Source organism: Bacillus sp. LUNF1, from assembly GCF_011008975.1.
Taxonomy (GTDB): domain Bacteria; phylum Bacillota; class Bacilli; order Bacillales; family Bacillaceae; genus Bacillus; species Bacillus velezensis.
In genome coordinates, this window is record NZ_CP048876.1 from 12,501 (window position 1) to 32,963 (window position 20,463).

Below are 20,463 nucleotides of genomic sequence, written 5' to 3' on the forward strand. Positions count from 1 at the left end.
GAAGCAAGACCGGAAGGACTTGTGGAGCGCTTAGAAGTGAGAATGCCGGTATGAGTAGCGAAAGAGGGGTGAGAATCCCCTCCACCGAATGCCTAAGGTTTCCTGAGGAAGGCTCGTCCGCTCAGGGTTAGTCGGGACCTAAGCCGAGGCCGAAAGGCGTAGGCGATGGATAACAGGTTGATATTCCTGTACCACCTCCTCACCATTTGAGCAATGGGGGGACGCAGGAGGATAGGGTAAGCGCGGTATTGGATATCCGCGTCCAAGCAGTTAGGCTGGGAAATAGGCAAATCCGTTTCCCGTGAAGGCTGAGCTGTGATGGCGAGCGAATTATAGTAGCGAAGTTCCTGATTCCACACTGCCAAGAAAAGCCTCTAGCGAGGTGAGAGGTGCCCGTACCGCAAACCGACACAGGTAGGCGAGGAGAGAATCCTAAGGTGATCGAGAGAACTCTCGTTAAGGAACTCGGCAAAATGACCCCGTAACTTCGGGAGAAGGGGTGCTCTGTTAGGGTGCAAGCCCGAGAGAGCCGCAGTGAATAGGCCCAGGCGACTGTTTAGCAAAAACACAGGTCTCTGCGAAGCCGTAAGGCGAAGTATAGGGGCTGACGCCTGCCCGGTGCTGGAAGGTTAAGAGGAGCGCTTAGCGTAAGCGAAGGTGCGAATTGAAGCCCCAGTAAACGGCGGCCGTAACTATAACGGTCCTAAGGTAGCGAAATTCCTTGTCGGGTAAGTTCCGACCCGCACGAAAGGCGCAACGATCTGGGCACTGTCTCAACGAGAGACTCGGTGAAATTATAGTACCTGTGAAGATGCAGGTTACCCGCGACAGGACGGAAAGACCCCGTGGAGCTTTACTGCAGCCTGATATTGAATGTTGGTACAGCTTGTACAGGATAGGTAGGAGCCTTGGAAACCGGAGCGCCAGCTTCGGTGGAGGCATCGGTGGGATACTACCCTGGCTGTATTGACCTTCTAACCCGCCGCCCTTATCGGGCGGGGAGACAGTGTCAGGTGGGCAGTTTGACTGGGGCGGTCGCCTCCTAAAAGGTAACGGAGGCGCCCAAAGGTTCCCTCAGAATGGTTGGAAATCATTCGCAGAGTGTAAAGGCACAAGGGAGCTTGACTGCGAGACCTACAAGTCGAGCAGGGACGAAAGTCGGGCTTAGTGATCCGGTGGTTCCGCATGGAAGGGCCATCGCTCAACGGATAAAAGCTACCCCGGGGATAACAGGCTTATCTCCCCCAAGAGTCCACATCGACGGGGAGGTTTGGCACCTCGATGTCGGCTCATCGCATCCTGGGGCTGTAGTCGGTCCCAAGGGTTGGGCTGTTCGCCCATTAAAGCGGTACGCGAGCTGGGTTCAGAACGTCGTGAGACAGTTCGGTCCCTATCCGTCGCGGGCGCAGGAAATTTGAGAGGAGCTGTCCTTAGTACGAGAGGACCGGGATGGACGCACCGCTGGTGTACCAGTTGTTCTGCCAAGGGCATCGCTGGGTAGCTATGTGCGGACGGGATAAGTGCTGAAAGCATCTAAGCATGAAGCCCCCCTCAAGATGAGATTTCCCATTCCGCAAGGAAGTAAGATCCCTGAAAGATGATCAGGTTGATAGGTCTGAGGTGGAAGTGTGGCGACACATGGAGCTGACAGATACTAATCGATCGAGGACTTAACCAATTTGAATGTATGCTTACTGTTATCTAGTTTTGAGAGAACACTCTCAATGGTTTGGTGGCGATAGCGAAGAGGTCACACCCGTTCCCATGCCGAACACGGAAGTTAAGCTCTTCAGCGCCGATGGTAGTCGGGGGTTTCCCCCTGTGAGAGTAGGACGCCGCCAAGCTATCATTACGGTAAAGGCAGCTCATAATGAGCTGCCTTTTTTGTTTATAAGTATTGCTTCAGGAAATTAGAAACGTAATACGGAAATTTGCGTTCCGTGACATCTAAGAACCGGCGGATCATCACATAATCATCACTGACATGCTGTGTCAGCAGTTCATACCACCACTCCGTTTCATATCTCGCAATCATCCCGATATTGTAGAGAACCAAATAATGAGTAATCATTTCCGGAAGATGCAGGAAGTGATCACGCTGAGAGGGAATATAATATTGATTTTTCTCCAAGTGAAACAATAAATTTGGCGAAGACCAAGGTTCTCTGTCTATCGGGTCAGCCTCAAAAACCAAGTGGTTATGGTCTTTCCTCAGAAAAGACCACTTCAAATGTTGGCTGATATACTCAGCAAAGCGGGAATCAGACATATTGTAATGAATCACCGCATGCTCAGGCACTGAAATAAGGTCATCTTTCAGCTCTACTCGGGTCAGCCAATTCTTTTTCTCTTGGAAGTAAAAGACAGTATGCAATTCAGGTATGGCTGTCAGCAATTTCTTCATTGTGTACCGTTCTTCCTCAAGACCAGCTATCCCGAATAAGTGCTTCATTACATGAATACATAAGCCATTGCGCTGCACCTTCACTTCATCATCCCTAAAGGAGTAATTTTGCTTTTTGCGTTTCCGGGCAGTCACGCCATGCGCGAGTACTGAGGCGTGGCTTGGATAGCTTGGATCTGTGGTCAGAAGGCAGGCTTTCAGCAATTGTGACATCCCGTAAAACAACAGAATAGGCTTAATTTCTAAAGGGGAAAGAGATGCCTGCTTATAGAAGGACTCGGCGTGTTTGATAAAGAATATGAAGCGCTCACTGTTCTTAAACGCATATCGTTTTGGTTCTTCCATGCCGCTTTCTGTATAGACTTTATTTAGAAATTTCTGGGAAGATTCTACGGAATAAAATAATGATAACTCTTTCCACTCATGATCTCTCATATGTATTTTTAAACCCTTTCCTTTATCTAAATATTTCAACTCTTTTTCGCTTCCTTGACATGCTGTTTTCTAGTTGATAATCTACATATAATATTTTGCCGAAAAGAGGGGGATTTACTAATGTGGGAAAGTAAATTTTCAAAAGAAGGCTTAACGTTCGATGATGTACTGCTCGTACCGGCTCAATCAGACGTACTTCCGCGTGATGTGGATTTATCTGTTGAACTGACAAAGACGTTAAAGCTTAACATTCCTGTCATCAGTGCGGGAATGGATACAGTAACAGAATCAGCTATGGCGATTGCGATGGCCAGACAGGGCGGCTTGGGCATTATCCATAAAAACATGTCCATCGAACAGCAGGCTGAACATGTTGACAAAGTCAAACGTTCTGAACGGGGCGTTATTACAAATCCCTTCTTTTTAACACCTGATCATCAAGTATTCGATGCGGAGCATTTGATGGGGAAATACAGAATTTCCGGTGTTCCGATCGTAGATAATAAAGACGATCAAAAGCTTGTCGGTATCATTACAAACCGTGATCTTCGCTTTATCTCTGATTATTCAATGAAAATCAGTGATGTCATGACAAAAGAAGAGCTGGTTACGGCTTCTGTGGGAACCACATTAGACGAAGCAGAAAAAATCTTACAGAAACATAAAATTGAAAAACTTCCGTTAGTGGATGACCAAAACAAATTAAAAGGTCTTATCACGATCAAAGACATTGAAAAGGTTATCGAATTCCCGAATTCATCTAAAGATGAACACGGACGCCTTATTGTCGGCGCTGCGGTAGGCGTGACAGGCGATACAATGACACGCGTCAGCAAGCTTGTTGAAGCGAATGTCGACGTTATCGTGGTTGATACGGCTCACGGACATTCCAGAGGCGTACTGAACACAGTTGCGAAAATCCGTGAAACATATCCTGAACTGAACATTATCGCAGGAAATGTTGCAACGGCTGAAGCGACAAAAGCTCTGATTGAAGCCGGAGCAAATATTGTCAAAGTGGGAATCGGACCTGGTTCTATCTGTACGACACGCGTCGTTGCAGGTGTAGGCGTACCGCAGATCACTGCCATTTATGATTGTGCCACTGAAGCGAGAAAACACGGCGCGACAATTATCGCAGACGGCGGTATTAAATTCTCCGGAGATATTACGAAAGCGTTGGCTTCAGGCGGACATGCCGTAATGCTCGGAAGCCTGCTTGCCGGTACTTCAGAAAGCCCGGGAGAGACTGAAATCTATCAAGGCAGAAGATTTAAAGTGTATCGCGGTATGGGTTCTGTCGCTGCCATGGAAAAAGGCAGTAAAGACCGATATTTCCAAGAAGAAAATAAGAAATTCGTCCCTGAAGGTATCGAAGGACGGACTCCGTACAAAGGTCCTGTAGAAGAAACAGTGTATCAGCTTGTCGGCGGTCTTCGTTCAGGTATGGGATATTGCGGTTCAAAAGACTTGCGCGCTTTAAGAGAAGAGGCACAATTTATCCGTATGACAGGTGCCGGACTTCGCGAAAGTCATCCGCATGATGTCCAAATTACGAAAGAATCACCAAACTACACAATCTCATAATTGTTACAAATAAAAAACATTTGACAGGGTCGCTGACTCTGTCTATTTTTTTTATATCGAGTGTGATAAAATTTATACTGTTGTATTTTGAATTTGAATATGTCCTTAACGGCTTAATTATAGATTTAAAATGAATGACGGAGGTCGTAAGATTGAACATCACGAAATGGAAACAGCTGTTGGTGTCATTAGTGGTACTGGCACTGGCCGCAACTTGCTTTGTTCCAATGTCTAAAGCGGAGGCAGCCGGCAATGACCCGATTGATGTCAACGCATCAGCTGCGATAATGATTGAGGCTTCATCGGGAAAAATTTTATACAGTAAAAATGCAGACAAAAGACTGCCGATTGCCAGTATGACAAAAATGATGACTGAATATCTGCTTCTGGAAGCCATTAAAGAAGGAAAAGTGAAATGGGATCAAACGTATACTCCTGATGATTATGTCTATGAAATTTCTCAAGACAACAGTTTATCAAACGTCCCCCTTCGAAAAGACGGCAAATACACGGTTAAAGAACTGTATCAGGCTATGGCGATTTACTCTGCCAACGGAGCCGCGATTGCAGTTGCCGAAATTCTTGCCGGAACTGAAACGAAATTTGTCGCTGAAATGAATGCGAAAGCCAAAGAATTAGGCATGACAAACTATGATTTTAAAAATGCCACAGGGCTTGTGAATGAAGACCTTCACGGCAAGCAGCCGCAAGGAGAAGGCGTTAAAGAAGAAAGTGAAGTTTCTGCTAAAGACATGGCGCTTCTTGCAGACCGCCTGATCACTGATTATCCGGAAGTTCTCAAAACAACAAGCATCGCTAAGACGAAATTCAGAGCCGGCACTGATGATGAAATGGACATGCCGAACTGGAACTTCATGTTAAAAGGTCTTGTTTCTGAATACCCTGGCGTTGACGGCTTAAAAACGGGTTCTACCGATTCTGCGGGATCTTGTTTTACAAGCACAGCACAGCGGAACGGAATGCGGGTCATCACCGTTGTACTAAACGCAAAAGGCAACCTGCATACCGGACGTTTTGATGAAACGAAAAAAATGCTCGATTACGCATTTAAAAGCAATTTCTCAATGAAAGATCTTTACCCTGAAGGCTCTCAAGTAAAAGGGCACGAAACGATTGACGTTGAAAAAGGGAAAGACAAGCAAGTCGATATTGTTACTGACAAGGCGCTTTCTATTCCTGTGAAAAGCGGGGATGAAAAGAACTATAAAGCCGAAGTGACTTTAGATAAAAAAGAAATCACGGCTCCTGTGAAAAAGGGAACGAAAGTCGGAACGCTGACAGTTACATACAAAGGCAGTGACAAAGACTATGGCTTCCTCAAATCCAAAGAGTTCAGCGTGAATCTTGTAACGAAAAATGATGTAGATAAAGCGAACTGGTTTGTTCAGATGATGCGCGGCATCGGCGGATTCTTCTCCGGAATCTGGAACAGCGCCGTTGACACGGTAACAGGCTGGTTTTAAGAAATAAGAAAGAGCTCTGATGAAAGTTAGGGCTCTTTTGCTTAATATACTGAAAAAACCAAATTATTAGTAAAAAATGATATCTATCTTATTCATCTCGCTGTAAAATAAGAATACCCATATGAAATATTGTATTTCTGGGATACAATAAGAGATAGAAATTATCTAACTATACATTGACTAGGGGGACCAAATAATGGCTCAAACAGGTACTGATCGTGTAAAACGCGGCATGGCGGAAATGCAAAAAGGCGGCGTCATCATGGACGTTGTAAATGCTGAACAAGCGAAGATTGCGGAAGAGGCGGGAGCTGTTGCCGTAATGGCGTTAGAACGCGTTCCGGCTGATATTCGCGCTGCCGGCGGTGTTGCCCGCATGGCTGATCCGACAATCGTTGAAGAAGTAATGAATGCTGTATCCATTCCCGTAATGGCAAAAGCGCGTATCGGACATATCGTTGAAGCGCGTGTCCTTGAAGCAATGGGAGTAGATTACATCGATGAAAGTGAAGTTCTGACTCCTGCTGACGAAGAATTTCATTTAAATAAAAACGAATATACAGTCCCGTTCGTATGCGGCTGCCGTGATCTCGGCGAAGCAACGCGCCGTATCGCCGAAGGAGCTTCCATGCTTCGTACAAAAGGCGAACCAGGAACAGGAAACATTGTGGAAGCTGTCCGCCATATGAGAAAAGTAAACGCGCAAGTGCGCAAAGTTGTTGCGATGAGCGATGATGAGCTGATGACTGAAGCTAAAAACCTCGGCGCTCCTTATGAACTGCTTCTTCAAATCAAGCGTGACGGCAAACTGCCTGTAGTGAACTTTGCTGCCGGCGGAGTAGCGACGCCTGCTGACGCGGCATTGATGATGCAGCTTGGCGCTGACGGCGTATTTGTCGGTTCAGGTATTTTCAAATCAGACAACCCTGCTAAATTCGCCAAAGCAATTGTTGAAGCAACGACTCATTACACAGACTACAAACTGATCGCTGAGCTTTCTAAAGAATTAGGCACAGCAATGAAAGGCATCGAAATCTCAAATCTATTGCCGGAACAGCGTATGCAAGAACGCGGCTGGTAAAACCATAGGAGAGCTGGAAGCATGTTAACAATTGGTGTACTTGGACTTCAAGGAGCAGTAAGAGAACATATTCGTTCAATTGAAGCATGTGGTTCAAAAGGTGTCGTCATTAAGCGTCCTGAACAGCTGAATGACATCGACGGCTTAATCCTGCCGGGCGGGGAAAGCACGACGATGCGGCGTTTAATGGATACGTATCATTTTATGGAGCCGCTTCGCGAGTTTGCCGCCCAAGGCAAGCCGATGTTCGGCACATGCGCCGGTCTGATTATTTTAGCCAAAGAGATAGCAGGAACGGATAACGCTCATTTAGGGCTGTTGAACGTTGTCGTCGAGCGTAATTCCTTTGGCCGTCAGGTCGACAGCTTTGAAGCTGATCTGACGATTAAAGGCCTTGACGAGCCGTTTACGGGTGTATTTATTCGCGCGCCGCATATTTTAGAAGCTGGAGAAGATGTTGAAGTGCTTTGTGAGCATAACGGACGCATCGTGGCTGCAAAGCAGGGGAATTTCCTCGGCTGCTCGTTCCATCCTGAACTGACGGATGATCACCGGGTGACAGAGCTGTTTGTGAAGATGGCGGAAAAGCATAAGCAGGAAACAGCTGTATAAAACAGTTGAAAACCGCTGATACTTATAGTACATTATAAACACAAATAAAGATCGAAAAGCGTTGACAGGAAGCAGTAGGGAGCCCCTCTTTCAAAGAGAGCCGATGGGTGGTGCGAATCGGTGAAAGATGCTGTCCGAATCCGTCCTTGAGCGAAATGCTGAAAACAAGTAGGCATTTACGGGAAAACCGTTATGTGTTAAAGCGGGAAGCAAGTGTGAGCTTGTTTTCAATCAGGGTGGCAACGCGAGAGCTCTCGTCCCTTTTAGGGGATGAGGGCTCTTTTTTATTTTCGATAAAAACAGATAGGAGTTGTTAGGCATGATTGATACGAAGGTGCTGAGAGCCAATTTTCAAGAGGTAAAAGCGAAGCTCATTCCAAAAGGCGAAGACTTATCTGACTTTGACAAGTTTGAAGAGCTGGACGAAAAGAGAAGAGAGCTTATCGGTAAAGTAGAAGAACTGAAGGGAAAACGCAATGAAGTGTCTCAGCAGGTCGCCGTTTTGAAACGGGAGAAAAAAGACGCTGATCATATTATTAAAGAGATGCGTGAAGTGGGCGAAGAAATTAAGAAGCTTGATGAAGAGCTTCGTACTGTCGAAACGACGCTCGAAACCATCCTTCTGTCCATTCCGAACATCCCGCACGATTCAGTGCCCGTCGGGGAAACGGAAGATGATAACATTGAAATTCGCAAGTGGGGAGAGGCGCCGGCATTTTCATATGAGCCGAAACCGCATTGGGATATCGCAGACCATTTAAACATTCTTGATTTCGAACGCGCTTCAAAAGTAACAGGCAGCCGGTTTGTGTTTTATAAAGGATTAGGCGCCCGCCTCGAACGCGCGCTCTACAACTTTATGCTGGATCTTCACGTTGATGAATATGATTACACAGAAGTCATCCCTCCTTATATGGTAAACCGTACGAGCATGACAGGTACGGGACAGCTTCCTAAATTTGAAGAGGATGCTTTTAAAATCAGAGAAGAGGATTATTTCTTAATTCCGACGGCGGAAGTGCCGATTACAAATATGCACCGCGATGAAATCTTATCCGGTGAGAAGCTGCCGATCAATTATGCCGCATTCAGCGCCTGCTTCCGTTCAGAAGCGGGATCTGCCGGCCGTGATACACGCGGTTTGATCCGCCAGCATCAGTTCAACAAGGTTGAGCTTGTGAAATTCGTGAAGCCGGAAGATTCTTATGAGGAGCTTGAAAAACTGACAAATCAAGCCGAGCGGGTGCTTCAGCTGCTCGAACTGCCGTATCGTGTCATGAGCATGTGTACCGGTGATCTCGGCTTTACAGCCGCGAAAAAGTACGATATTGAGGTATGGATTCCAAGCCAAGACACATACCGTGAAATTTCTTCTTGCAGTAACTTTGAGGCCTTCCAGGCGAGACGCGCAAACATTCGATTCAGACGCGAAGCGAAAGGCAAGCCGGAGCATGTGCATACATTAAACGGTTCAGGCCTTGCAGTCGGCAGAACAGTAGCTGCCATCTTAGAAAACTACCAGCAGGAAGACGGAAGTGTCATCATTCCGAAAGTGCTTCGTCCTTATATGGGAAATAAAGAAGTCATCAAACCGTAAAAGGTGCGCCCTAGAGGCGCGCCTTTTTTGCTGCCCGGTATAGAGCGGCGGCATTCCGGGCTGTGCTTTCAAGGTTAAAACGGCCGGATGCTAAGGCGTCTTCAAGACTTACAGCGCCGGGTACGATAGAAAATACAGCTGTTATTCCTGCGCTGTAAACATGCTCGAAATTTTTGCCTAAGGAGCCCGCCAATGCGATAACGGGAATTTCTTGAGCAGATGCGCGTGCGGCGATCCCGGCGGGGGTTTTGCCGAATATCGTTTGTTCGTCTATCTGCCCCTCTCCGGTAATGACAAGGTCAGCGCCTCTTATCTGATCTGAGAAGGACAGTGTATCTAATACAACATCAATCCCGCTTTGAAGTTCTGCCTGTAAGAAAGCGATCAGTCCGGCGCCCAGTCCCCCTGCGGCGCCCGCGCCTTTTACGGTATCCGCTTCGATATCGTGCTGACGTCTCAATATGTCAGCGAAATGGCGTAAGTTGCGATCCAATACAACTTTAGTCTTCTCGGACGCCCCTTTTTGCGGGCCGAAGACATATGATGCGCCGTTTTCGCCGGTCAGGGGATTTTCGACATCACATGCGGCACGGATACGGATATGTTTCAGTTCAGGGGAGAGACCGCCTATATCAATAGAAGCTAGGGTGTGCAGAGCGCCTCCGCCGTCAGGTATCTCCTGACCTTCCTTATTTAAGAAACGCACACCGAGCGCGCTCGCCATTCCTGTTCCGCCGTCATTGGTTGCGCTCCCGCCAAGCCCGATGATGATCTCACCCGCCCCGCGGGAAGCTGCATCTGCTATCAGTTCACCCGTTCCTCTTGTCGTTGTGTTCAACGGATCTCTGAGATGGCGGGGAATGAGATGAAGCCCTGATGATTCCGCCATTTCAATGACTGCCGTGCGTCCGTCTCCCAGAAGTCCATATGCGGCGTTTACCGGCGTTCCCAGCGGACCGGTCACAGTTTTTTTGATGATGCTTCCGCCAGTGGCATCCGTCAAAGCCTGAACGGTTCCTTCTCCGCCGTCGGCCGCGGGTATCTTGATATATTCCGCGTCAGGGAAGACCGCTTTGAATCCTATTTCTATACTGTCAGCGGCTTCTTTTGATGTCATGCTTTCTTTGAAAGAATCGGGTGCAATGATGATTTTCATTATGTTCTCCACCTTTATGAGCAGGTTATCTGTTTGAATATATTCTTGATTTTTACTGTGTTTTCCTGCCCGTATGGCATACTGAGGTTGAATTGAACGCAAGACTTTTGTATGATAGTAAAGCTGACGGACAAGCCGTTTAAGAAATGAAATAAAAAATATGAAAAAGCGCTTGACTGAAATTTAGGTCATGTGGTATATTATTAAATGTCGATACGGAGGAATACCCAAGTCTGGCTGAAGGGATCGGTCTTGAAAACCGACAGGGGTGTCAAAGCCCGCGGGGGTTCGAATCCCTCTTCCTCCGCCATATTGATTTTAAACCTAATGAAACTCGAGCATATATTGGAGATTGTTTTGTCCGCTGCATGTGATGCAGCGGATTTTTTATATGCAAAAAAAGCGATTTTCTCTGTTCGGGGAAAATCGCTTTGCTATTTTTATTTATTTCTGTTTTCGTTGATCACGTGACTGATTTTTTCGATCAAAGGTTCCAGTGACTGTTCATCAGCTTCAAGGTCATAATCTTCAATGCGTACTTTCAGCACAGGGCAGGCGTTAAAACCGCTGATCCAGTCTTCGTACCGTGTATACATCTCTTCCCAATAGGAGCGGTTTGTCTGCAGCTCCATCTCGCGGCCCCGCTTTTCAATCCGGTTTATAATGTTTTCAAGGTCGCCTTCTAAATAGATCAAAACATCAGGATGCGGGAAGTACGGCGTCATGACCATCGCCTCAAATAGGCTTGTGTATGTTGTGTAATCTGTCAGCGACATGGTTCCTTTATCGGCATGCATTTTTGCGAATATGCCTGTATCTTCATAAATCGAACGGTCCTGCACGAATCCGCCGCCTGATTCAAACATGTTTTTCTGCTCTTTGAACCGCTCAGCCAGAAAATAAATTTGCAAATGGAAGCTCCAGCGTTCAAAATCGTGATAAAACTTCTCTAAATAAGGGTTTTCATCCACTTCCTCAAGTGAGGTATGAAACCCGAGCCGTTTTGCCAAAGCTTTGGTCAAAGTCGATTTTCCGACTCCTACCGTTCCCGCTACTGTTATAATGGCGTTGTTTGGAATATGAATGTCTTTCATTTAATAAGCTCCTTTACCTGACGGGCAATTCTTTCATAGTCTGTCTTATTCAAAACAAAGTCTTCAGTATCACCGTCAATGGTCAGTACAGATATATCCGGATCTTCTTCCTGAAGCTGTCTGATGGCTGTGTCGTAATCTGCAATGAGACGTTCCAGATATTGATGTTCGATATTTTTTTCAAACGGGCGCCCGCGTTTTTCAATGCGTTGAAGCAATGTCGGCAGGCTTGCCTTTATGTATACAATAACATTCGGTTTCGGCAAGTCGTGAGTGAGCAGATGATAAATCTGCTTATATTTCTCAAGCTTTTGGCCGTGCAATGTACGCTCTGCGAAAATAACATTTTTATAAATATGATAATCGGACAAAACGGGCTGTCCTTGTTTTAAATAATCTCGGTCGGTGTCTTCAAGCTGTTTATACCTGTGACATAGAAAAAACATTTCAAGCTGGAAACTCCACTCCTCGATATTGTCATAAAACTTATCGAGATAAGGGTTGTCTTCCACAATCTCATTAATCATAGGAAAACCGAGCTCTTCAGAAAGCATCGTAGCGAGTGTCGTTTTTCCTGCCCCGATAGGACCTTCTACCGCGATAAAAGGGGCTCTGTTCATTGAAAATCCTCCTTAATTCTGCAAACATCCGTCAGCTGCCGGCCTTTATATTGTATCACAATCTCAGAAAAGCCCATGAAAAAAGACGCTTCCAATTAACGAAACGTCTCTTTTACAATATGAAATTGATCGTTGAGCAAAAGCCAGTTTTGCGGGAAAGAGAGGCCGAGTTTCCAATAGCTGATTCCTCTTAAATGAAGTTCTTTAATTAAATTGAATTTCGCTTGAATGGATCGTGCGTCTTCAAACCATACTTCATGCCGTCTCTGATTTTCATCCGTGTAACGAAAGAATGGAGCCTGGGCGGTTTCGTCATATTGAATGTCGACTTTATGGCGTGCTGCCAGAGCGATTGCCTGCTGAGGACTGACGGCTTTCGCTGTCGTTCCCTGTTTGAAAGGCAGTGTCCAATCATAGCCGTACATATTCTGGCCCATGACGATTTTTGAAGAGGGCATTTCTGTCAGCGCATACTCAATGACATTCCTTACAGGGCCGATTGGTGATACGGCCTGAGCCGGGCCCCCGCTGTATCCCCACTCATATGTCATGATGACGACAAAATCGACGATTTCTCCATGTGCCCTATAGTCATGTGCTTCATACCATTTGCCGGCCTGGGTCGCGCTCGTTTTCGGAGCAAGCGCCGTTGAAATCTTCCAGCCTTGACGGTGAAAAATGGTCCTCGCTTCACGTAAAAAACGATTGTAGGCTTCTCTGTCCTGAGGACGTAAATATTCGAAATCAAAATGAATATCGCGAAAGCCGTGCTGCTTAGCCGTGGAGACGATTTCCTGAAAGAGTTTTGTTTTCACAGTATTATCATTCAAAATGAGCCGCCCGAGATCATCGCTGAATGCGTCATTTTCAAGGTTGGTGATGATCATCATCAGTGCGGTGTTGTGCCTGTCACTGATGCTTCTTAAATTGGTGAGAGGCGGTTCCTTTAAAGTCCCGTTCCGCTGCACTTGAAAACTGAATGCGCCGAGGTATGTTAAATAAGGAGAGGCCTCCCTTGCCGCCTGCTGGAGATTAGCGCTTACGCTCGTTCCCCGCGGTTCTATATATGCGTTTGATTCGATGTCGGGCTTATTCGCCTGCTGCGGAATGTAAAGGCGGGTTCCGACTCTCAATGTGGTGCTGGGCTGAATTCCGTTCACCCTCGCAAGCTCCGCGGCCGATATATGAAAACGGCCGGCGATTGCCGCGAGAGTATCACCTTGTTTCACTTCGTAATATTGACCCTCAATCGGGATGACAAGGGTTTGTCCGACAACCAATGTATTCGGATTAGGCAGTTTATTTGCTTCTGCAATGACATTTGCGGCTGTCCGGTAGCGCGCCGCAATAGCGGAAAGTGTGTCGCCCCGTTTCACTATATAGATCTGAATGAAAAACGCCTCCTTTCATATCCGCTATCAAATATATGAAAAAAGGAGGCTGATCATGTTTATTTTTCGGCGGTAATTTGTTTTTCCGTGGTTATTTCTGCGAAGAGAACATTCTCCATCATCGTCAAAGCGAAATCATTGTCTTCGTCGTTATTGGAAGCGGTGCAGTCTTTCGGAATGGTAATGCTGTATTCTCTCATATAAGCGTCGTTGGCCGTGAACAACACACAAATGTTCCCGGCAATCCCCGTGATGATTAATCGGTTCACCTGTAATTCGGTCAGAAGGGTGTGAAGCGCCGTTTCGTAAAAAGCGGAATGCTTCGGTTTAATGAGAAAATAATCATCCGGCTGAGGCGAAATATCTTTTATAATGGGCGCGCTTCTGTCATTGCTGCATTCCTCCCTGATGGCATCAATATCAGCCTTCCAGAGCCCGTAATGATCATTAATATAAATAATCGGCCAGTTGCTTTGTTTTGCATGCTTCTTTAATGATAAAATACGGGGGACAATTTGTTTGGTTTTTTCAGCAAGACGTTCGCCCATATCAAATTGAAAATTGTTGATCATATCGACAATCAGAAGGGCTGTGTTGTTAGGTTCAGACAATACCGGCAACTCCTTTCTGCTGGGGTATTCCTATTTTAACCTTTATGAGACATGAAAAAACTTAAGAAGAGAGCTTGAACCGATGAATGATGAATATTATATGAGAGAAGCCATAAAAGAAGCGAAGAAAGCCGAAGCGAAAGGTGAAGTGCCGATCGGAGCAGTTCTTGTTCTGCATGATGAGATTGTGGCGCGGGCGCATAATCTGCGGGAGACTGAACAGAGGTCGCTTGCCCATGCCGAAATGCTGGCGATTGACGAAGCGTGCCGTAAGCTGGGGACATGGAGACTTGAGGATGCCGTTCTTTATGTCACTTTGGAGCCGTGTCCGATGTGCGCGGGAGCCGTCGTGCTTTCGAGAGTCGATAAGGTCGTATTCGGCGCATTTGATCCCAAGGGGGGCTGTACAGGAACGCTGATGAATCTCTTGCAGGAAGAGCGGTTCAACCACCAAGCGGAAGTGGTGAGCGGCGTGCTCGGAGAAGAGTGCGGAGAAATGCTCAGCGCTTTTTTCAGAAAGCTGCGCCGGCAAAAGAAAGACATGAGGAAAAAGTTGTCTGAGTAGTAAGGTTGCATTTTCTGCCTGAAGCAGATATACTTATGTGTGCATCATGAATGGTGCGCATATAAAAATTTGATATTTATTTTGCCGTGCTAAGCGGGGAGGTAGCGGTGCCCTGTACCCGCAATCCGCTCTAGCGGGGCCGAATCCCTTCTCGAGGTTCGTTTACTGTAAGGTCTGCCTTAAGTAAGTGGCGTTGACGTCTGGGTCCTGCGCAATGGGAATTCATGAACCATGTCAGGTCCGGAAGGAAGCAGCATTAAGTGAAACCTCTCATGTGCCGCAGGGTTGCCTGGGCTGAGCTAACTGCTTAAGTAACGCTTAGGGTAGCGAATCGACAGAAGGTGCACGGTAAATCAATCATCAAATTTCAGACTCACCTGTTTATGGCAGGTGAGTTTTTTCGTATATGAAAAACGGGTTTTGGCGTTAAAAGCACGTTCATGTATAATAAACATGATGAATAACAGAGGAGGGCGCATCCTGTGGGTTACCAAGCTTTATATCGAGTATTTAGGCCTCAGCAGTTTGAAGATGTGGTCGGACAGGAACACATTACGAAAACGCTGCAAAATGCCCTTTTGCAAAAGAAATTTTCTCATGCATATCTGTTTTCTGGACCGCGGGGAACGGGAAAAACCAGTGCAGCTAAAATATTTGCGAAAGCAGTCAACTGTGAGCACGCCCCCGTAGAAGAACCGTGCAATGAATGTGCGGCGTGCAAGGGGATCACAAACGGCTCTATATCAGATGTGATTGAAATAGATGCGGCGTCGAATAACGGCGTAGACGAAATCCGCGATATCCGTGACAAAGTAAAATTTGCCCCGTCGGCCGTCACCTACAAAGTATATATTATAGATGAGGTGCATATGCTCTCTATCGGCGCATTCAATGCGCTTCTGAAAACGCTGGAAGAACCGCCGGCACATTGCATTTTCATATTAGCTACGACTGAGCCTCATAAGATTCCTTTAACCATTATCTCCAGATGTCAGCGTTTTGACTTCAAACGGATTACATCCAAAGCAATTGTCGGACGAATGAAGACAATCGTCGATGCAGAGCAGCTGAAGGTGGAAGAAGGAGCCCTTGATATCATAGCGAGTGCTGCGGACGGAGGAATGAGGGACGCGCTGAGCCTGCTCGATCAAGCCGTATCATTCAGCGGTGAGGAGCTGTCGGTGGATGACGCATTGCTCATTACCGGAGCCGTTTCTCAGCACTATATTGGGAAACTTGCATCTGCTCTTCACAGCAAACAGGTTTCCGAGGCATTGGAAACACTGAATGAATTGCTCCAGCAGGGGAAAGATGCGGCCAAACTGATTGAAGATATGATTTTCTATTTCAGGGATATGCTCTTGTACCAGGCCGCTCCCGGTTTAGAAGGAGTCCTGGAGAAGGTGAAGGTCGATGAAACGTTCCGGAATCTGAGCGGTGATATACCGGCCCCCGCTTTATATGAAATGATTGATATCCTGAATAAAAGCCATCAGGAAATGAAGTGGACGAACCACCCAAGAATCTTTTTTGAAGTGGCTGTCGTGAAAATATGCCAGACGGCACAGCAATCCGCGGGAGATATCCCTGAGGTCGGCATGCTGATGAATAAGATCCAGCAGCTTGAGCAGGAAGTGGAAAGGCTGAAAACCTCCGGTGTGAAGGTTCAGATGGAAAGCGCTCCGAAAGAAGCTCCGCGTCCTCAAAAAGGCGGAAAAAGCCATTACAAAGCTCCAGTCGGAAGAATTCATGAGATATTGAAGGAAGCCACAAGACCTGATCTTGAACAGCTTAAAAGCAGCTGGGGCAAGCTGCTGGCACACCTGAAACAGCAGAATAAGGTGTCTCATGCGGCTCTTTTGAATGACAGTGAACCGGTGGCTGCTGCTCAAAAGGCATTTGTGCTTAAATTTAAATACGAAATCCATTGTAAAATGGTTGCAGAAGACAATAACGGAGTCCGTACGAATCTTGAACAGATTCTCGAATCAATGCTCGGGAAAAGAATGGATTTGATTGGCGTTCCGGAAGCACAATGGGGTAAAATAAGAGAAGAATTTTTAAATGATCACCAGCAGGAAAGTGAAGGATCAAACGAACCGGCTGAAGAAGATCCGCTGATTGCAGAGGCGAAGAAACTTGTCGGAGCGGATTTAATCGAAATAAAAGACTAATAAGATGAAAGAGAGTGATTGAATATGCGTGGCGGAATGGGAAACATGCAAAAAATGATGAAACAAATGCAAAAAATGCAAAAGGATATGGCGAAGGCTCAGGAGGAGCTTGCTGAAAAAGTGCTTGAAGGCACAGCGGGCGGCGGAATGGTGACTGTAAAAGTCAACGGCCAAAAAGAAGTTGTAGACGTTGCCATTAAAGAAGAAGTCGTTGATCCGGAAGATATCGAAATGCTTCAGGACCTGATTCTTGCCGCAACAAACGACGCCCTCAAAAAAGTGGATGACATGACGAATGAGACAATGGGACAATTTACAAAAGGAATGAACATACCGGGTTTATTCTAGGGGGATAAATAAACATGCAGTATCCTGAACCAATATCAAAGCTGATTGACAGCTTTATGAAATTGCCAGGGATCGGACCGAAAACAGCGGTTCGTCTGGCTTTTTTTGTTCTAGGTATGAAAGAAGACGTGGTATTAGATTTCGCGAAAGCATTAGTAAATGCGAAGCGCAACCTGACATATTGTTCGATTTGCGGACATATTACAGATCAGGACCCTTGTTATATATGTGAGGACACAAGAAGGGATAAGTCTGTTATTTGTGTCGTGCAGGACCCTAAGGATGTTATCGCAATGGAGAAAATGAAGGAATATAACGGCCAGTATCATGTTCTTCACGGCGCGATTTCACCAATGGACGGCATCGGCCCGGAGGATATTAAGATTCCGGAGCTGCTGAAACGTCTTCAGGATGATCAAGTGACAGAAGTCATTCTCGCAACCAACCCTAATATTGAAGGGGAAGCAACAGCGATGTATATATCAAGGCTGTTAAAGCCCTCAGGCATCAAGCTCTCCCGTATTGCCCACGGTCTGCCCGTCGGCGGTGATTTGGAATATGCTGATGAGGTCACTCTTTCAAAAGCTCTTGAAGGAAGACGTGAATTGTAAGGGAGGAAAAGGCAAGGCATGGGTTTTCTTCGCAGAAATACATTAAGAAAAGAGTTTGACGAGAAGCTGATAGAACAGCTCTTTAAACAAAAAGAAGAATGGAACAGGCAGAAGAGTCTGGTCGAGAAAAGTCTCGAGCCCTCCGCTGAGGTGTTGTTTGAGCTGAAAGTCGCTGAATCTAAATACTTTTTCTATTTAAAAGAAGCGAAGCAGCGGAATTTGAAAATGAGCAGATGGAAGTAAAAGGTCTATTCTCCGGGGTCTTCTCATAAGCTTGTACTAAACAAGCGAGGGGGAAGATTCATGGAGCCTTTTTTCATTATCGGTTTGATTGTCGGTCTGGTTGCTTTGCTTTTTTTATGGGGAGTATCTTCAAAACCGCTAAGATGGATTGGTGTGACTGCGATTAAGTTTATTGCCGGCGCGATTTTGCTGGTGGGTGTGAACTTGTTCGGAGGCAGTCTCGGTATTCATATCCCTGTTAACCTGATTACAACGGGCATCAGCGGGATTCTGGGGATTCCCGGCATCGCTGCTTTGATAGTCATTAAACGCTTCATCATTTAATTTGTCGATTATTGTTGACATGTCGGATTAAGGGTGGTATTCTAATATACGTCGCTGATGACGAAACGAATTTTTGAAAAAGAAATTTTAAAAAGTTGTTGACGGCACTAACACTGATGTGTTAAGATAATTAAGTCGCTTCAAGAGCGGTGGACAAAGTTCTTTGAAAACTAAACAAGACAAAACGTACCTGTTAATTCAAAGTTTTAAATAAATCGCACAGCGATGTGCGTAGTCAGTCAAACTACTTTATCGGAGAGTTTGATCCTGGCTCAGGACGAACGCTGGCGGCGTGCCTAATACATGCAAGTCGAGCGGACAGATGGGAGCTTGCTCCCTGATGTTAGCGGCGGACGGGTGAGTAACACGTGGGTAACCTGCCTGTAAGACTGGGATAACTCCGGGAAACCGGGGCTAATACCGGATGGTTGTTTGAACCGCATGATTCAGACATAAAAGGTGGCTTCGGCTACCACTTACAGATGGACCCGCGGCGCATTAGCTAGTTGGTGAGGTAACGGCTCACCAAGGCGACGATGCGTAGCCGACCTGAGAGGGTGATCGGCCACACTGGGACTGAGACACGGCCCAGACTCCTACGGGAGGCAGCAGTAGGGAATCTTCCGCAATGGACGAAAGTCTGACGGAGCAACGCCGCGTGAGTGATGAAGGTTTTCGGATCGTAAAGCTCTGTTGTTAGGGAAGAACAAGTGCCGTTCAAATAGGGCGGCACCTTGACGGTACCTAACCAGAAAGCCACGGCTAACTACGTGCCAGCAGCCGCGGTAATACGTAGGTGGCAAGCGTTGTCCGGAATTATTGGGCGTAAAGGGCTCGCAGGCGGTTTCTTAAGTCTGATGTGAAAGCCCCCGGCTCAACCGGGGAGGGTCATTGGAAACTGGGGAACTTGAGTGCAGAAGAGGAGAGTGGAATTCCACGTGTAGCGGTGAAATGCGTAGAGATGTGGAGGAACACCAGTGGCGAAGGCGACTCTCTGGTCTGTAACTGACGCTGAGGAGCGAAAGCGTGGGGAGCGAACAGGATTAGATACCCTGGTAGTCCACGCCGTAAACGATGAGTGCTAAGTGTTAGGGGGTTTCCGCCCCTTAGTGCTGCAGCTAACGCATTAAGCACTCCGCCTGGGGAGTACGGTCGCAAGACTGAAACTCAAAGGAATTGACGGGGGCCCGCACAAGCGGTGGAGCATGTGGTTTAATTCGAAGCAACGCGAAGAACCTTACCAGGTCTTGACATCCTCTGACAATCCTAGAGATAGGACGTCCCCTTCGGGGGCAGAGTGACAGGTGGTGCATGGTTGTCGTCAGCTCGTGTCGTGAGATGTTGGGTTAAGTCCCGCAACGAGCGCAACCCTTGATCTTAGTTGCCAGCATTCAGTTGGGCACTCTAAGGTGACTGCCGGTGACAAACCGGAGGAAGGTGGGGATGACGTCAAATCATCATGCCCCTTATGACCTGGGCTACACACGTGCTACAATGGACAGAACAAAGGGCAGCGAAACCGCGAGGTTAAGCCAATCCCACAAATCTGTTCTCAGTTCGGATCGCAGTCTGCAACTCGACTGCGTGAAGCTGGAATCGCTAGTAATCGCGGATCAGCATGCCGCGGTGAATACGTTCCCGGGCCTTGTACACACCGCCCGTCACACCACGAGAGTTTGTAACACCCGAAGTCGGTGAGGTAACCTTTTAGGAGCCAGCCGCCGAAGGTGGGACAGATGATTGGGGTGAAGTCGTAACAAGGTAGCCGTATCGGAAGGTGCGGCTGGATCACCTCCTTTCTAAGGATTTTAACGGAATATAAGACCTTGGGTCTTATAAACAGAACGTTCCCTGTCTTGTTTAGTTTTGAAGGAACTTTGATTCTTTCATATGGTAGATGGGCCTGTAGCTCAGCTGGTTAGAGCGCACGCCTGATAAGCGTGAGGTCGGTGGTTCGAGTCCACTCAGGCCCACCATCTTTACCCAATACGGGGCCTTAGCTCAGCTGGGAGAGCGCCTGCTTTGCACGCAGGAGGTCAGCGGTTCGATCCCGCTAGGCTCCACCAACGTGTTCTTTGAAAACTAGATAACAGAAGTAATTCACATTCAATTAGTAATGCAAGATA

Annotated in this window: 17 protein-coding genes, 3 tRNA genes, 3 rRNA genes, 1 other RNA gene and 1 other annotated feature (1 of these 25 cut by a window edge); of the genes, 18 read left to right on the forward strand and 6 right to left on the reverse strand. The window is 46.8% G+C overall.

The features are described 5' to 3' along the window. A 23S ribosomal RNA gene (locus G4O42_RS00055) occupies positions 1-1,678 on the forward strand (it extends 1,252 nt beyond the left edge of the window). Positions 1,679-1,728: 50 nt separating this feature from the next. Next, positions 1,729-1,844: ribosomal RNA gene (rrf, locus tag G4O42_RS00060) — 5S ribosomal RNA — on the forward strand. A gap of 44 nt (positions 1,845-1,888) precedes the next feature. Here the strand turns inward: rrf and G4O42_RS00065 are convergent. Then, the gene (locus tag G4O42_RS00065; protein WP_032872151.1) at positions 1,889-2,839 is read right to left on the reverse strand and encodes a YaaC family protein; all 951 of its coding nucleotides are present in this window, start codon (positions 2,837-2,839) and stop codon (positions 1,889-1,891) included. Between the two features lie 120 nt (positions 2,840-2,959). Between G4O42_RS00065 and guaB the strand changes: the two genes are divergently transcribed. The 5 genes from guaB (at position 2,960) to serS (ending at position 9,200) form a co-directional block, all read left to right on the forward strand. Next, positions 2,960-4,426 (forward strand): IMP dehydrogenase, encoded by a 1,467-nt coding sequence (gene guaB, locus G4O42_RS00070; RefSeq protein ID WP_007408741.1) that lies wholly within the window; start codon positions 2,960-2,962, stop codon positions 4,424-4,426. 152 nt (positions 4,427-4,578) lie between these two features. Next, positions 4,579-5,910 (forward strand): D-alanyl-D-alanine carboxypeptidase, encoded by a 1,332-nt coding sequence (gene dacA, locus G4O42_RS00075; RefSeq protein WP_029326157.1) that lies wholly within the window; start codon positions 4,579-4,581, stop codon positions 5,908-5,910. A gap of 196 nt (positions 5,911-6,106) precedes the next feature. Further along, entirely contained in the window at positions 6,107-6,991 is an 885-nt protein-coding gene (gene pdxS / locus G4O42_RS00080; RefSeq protein WP_003150714.1) for a pyridoxal 5'-phosphate synthase lyase subunit PdxS, read from the forward strand. Positions 6,992-7,012: 21 nt separating this feature from the next. Then, a complete protein-coding gene (pdxT, locus tag G4O42_RS00085) occupies positions 7,013-7,603 on the forward strand; it encodes a pyridoxal 5'-phosphate synthase glutaminase subunit PdxT (protein ID WP_007615126.1) in 591 nt (196 codons plus the stop codon). Between the two features lie 52 nt (positions 7,604-7,655). Continuing rightward, positions 7,656-7,868 (forward strand) — a binding site (T-box leader). 54 nt (positions 7,869-7,922) lie between these two features. After that, the gene (serS, locus tag G4O42_RS00090; protein ID WP_032872141.1) at positions 7,923-9,200 is read left to right on the forward strand and encodes a serine--tRNA ligase; all 1,278 of its coding nucleotides are present in this window, start codon (positions 7,923-7,925) and stop codon (positions 9,198-9,200) included. 10 nt (positions 9,201-9,210) lie between these two features. Here serS and G4O42_RS00095 read toward each other — a convergent pair whose 3' ends face one another. Further along, complete coding sequence (locus tag G4O42_RS00095) at positions 9,211-10,356, reverse strand: glycerate kinase (RefSeq protein WP_032872144.1); 1,146 nt, start codon at positions 10,354-10,356, stop codon at positions 9,211-9,213. A 217-nt stretch (positions 10,357-10,573) separates the two neighbouring features. Here G4O42_RS00095 and G4O42_RS00100 point away from each other — a divergent pair. Then, positions 10,574-10,666, forward strand: a tRNA-Ser gene (locus G4O42_RS00100). A 130-nt stretch (positions 10,667-10,796) separates the two neighbouring features. On the opposite strand, the gene dck is transcribed toward G4O42_RS00100, so the two are convergent. From dck to G4O42_RS00120, 4 genes are all read right to left on the reverse strand, one after another. Continuing rightward, positions 10,797-11,450, reverse strand: coding sequence for a deoxyadenosine/deoxycytidine kinase (dck, locus tag G4O42_RS00105; protein ID WP_007615132.1), 654 nt, complete (start codon positions 11,448-11,450; stop codon positions 10,797-10,799). Beyond that, positions 11,447-12,070, reverse strand: a complete 624-nt coding sequence (gene dgk, locus G4O42_RS00110) for a deoxyguanosine kinase (protein ID WP_014416710.1) — start codon at positions 12,068-12,070, stop codon at positions 11,447-11,449. The genes dck and dgk overlap by 4 nt, the downstream gene beginning before the upstream one ends. A 95-nt stretch (positions 12,071-12,165) precedes the next feature. Further along, positions 12,166-13,449 (reverse strand): glycoside hydrolase family 18 protein, encoded by a 1,284-nt coding sequence (locus G4O42_RS00115; protein ID WP_032872147.1) that lies wholly within the window; start codon positions 13,447-13,449, stop codon positions 12,166-12,168. Between the two features lie 71 nt (positions 13,450-13,520). Further along, positions 13,521-14,072 carry a cysteine hydrolase family protein gene (locus G4O42_RS00120; protein ID WP_014416712.1) on the reverse strand — a complete coding sequence of 184 codons (552 nt, stop codon included), beginning with the start codon at positions 14,070-14,072 and terminating at the stop codon, positions 13,521-13,523. An 82-nt stretch (positions 14,073-14,154) separates the two neighbouring features. Between G4O42_RS00120 and tadA the strand changes: the two genes are divergently transcribed. The 10 genes from tadA (at position 14,155) to G4O42_RS00170 (ending at position 20,403) form a co-directional block, all read left to right on the forward strand. After that, a complete protein-coding gene (gene tadA, locus G4O42_RS00125; protein ID WP_007615141.1) occupies positions 14,155-14,637 on the forward strand; it encodes a tRNA adenosine(34) deaminase TadA in 483 nt (160 codons plus the stop codon). Positions 14,638-14,721: 84 nt separating this feature from the next. Then, positions 14,722-14,986, forward strand: an RNA gene (gene ffs / locus G4O42_RS00130) — signal recognition particle sRNA large type. Positions 14,987-15,119: 133 nt separating this feature from the next. Continuing rightward, on the forward strand, positions 15,120-16,811 hold the full coding sequence (dnaX, locus tag G4O42_RS00135; RefSeq protein ID WP_032872149.1) for a DNA polymerase III subunit gamma/tau: 1,692 nt from the start codon (positions 15,120-15,122) through the stop codon (positions 16,809-16,811). 24 nt (positions 16,812-16,835) lie between these two features. After that, the gene (locus tag G4O42_RS00140; RefSeq protein ID WP_029326155.1) at positions 16,836-17,159 is read left to right on the forward strand and encodes a YbaB/EbfC family nucleoid-associated protein; all 324 of its coding nucleotides are present in this window, start codon (positions 16,836-16,838) and stop codon (positions 17,157-17,159) included. Between the two features lie 14 nt (positions 17,160-17,173). Then, positions 17,174-17,770 (forward strand): recombination protein RecR, encoded by a 597-nt coding sequence (gene recR / locus G4O42_RS00145; protein ID WP_007615147.1) that lies wholly within the window; start codon positions 17,174-17,176, stop codon positions 17,768-17,770. A gap of 18 nt (positions 17,771-17,788) precedes the next feature. Then, entirely contained in the window at positions 17,789-18,013 is a 225-nt protein-coding gene (locus G4O42_RS00150; protein WP_007408755.1) for a YaaL family protein, read from the forward strand. Positions 18,014-18,073: 60 nt separating this feature from the next. After that, positions 18,074-18,337 carry a pro-sigmaK processing inhibitor BofA family protein gene (locus G4O42_RS00155; protein WP_003150686.1) on the forward strand — a complete coding sequence of 88 codons (264 nt, stop codon included), beginning with the start codon at positions 18,074-18,076 and terminating at the stop codon, positions 18,335-18,337. A gap of 249 nt (positions 18,338-18,586) precedes the next feature. Further along, positions 18,587-20,136, forward strand: a 16S ribosomal RNA gene (locus tag G4O42_RS00160). A 100-nt stretch (positions 20,137-20,236) separates the two neighbouring features. After that, a tRNA-Ile gene (locus G4O42_RS00165) sits at positions 20,237-20,313 on the forward strand. A 14-nt stretch (positions 20,314-20,327) separates the two neighbouring features. Continuing rightward, positions 20,328-20,403 (forward strand) — tRNA-Ala (locus G4O42_RS00170). Positions 20,404-20,463: the final 60 nt, after the last annotated feature.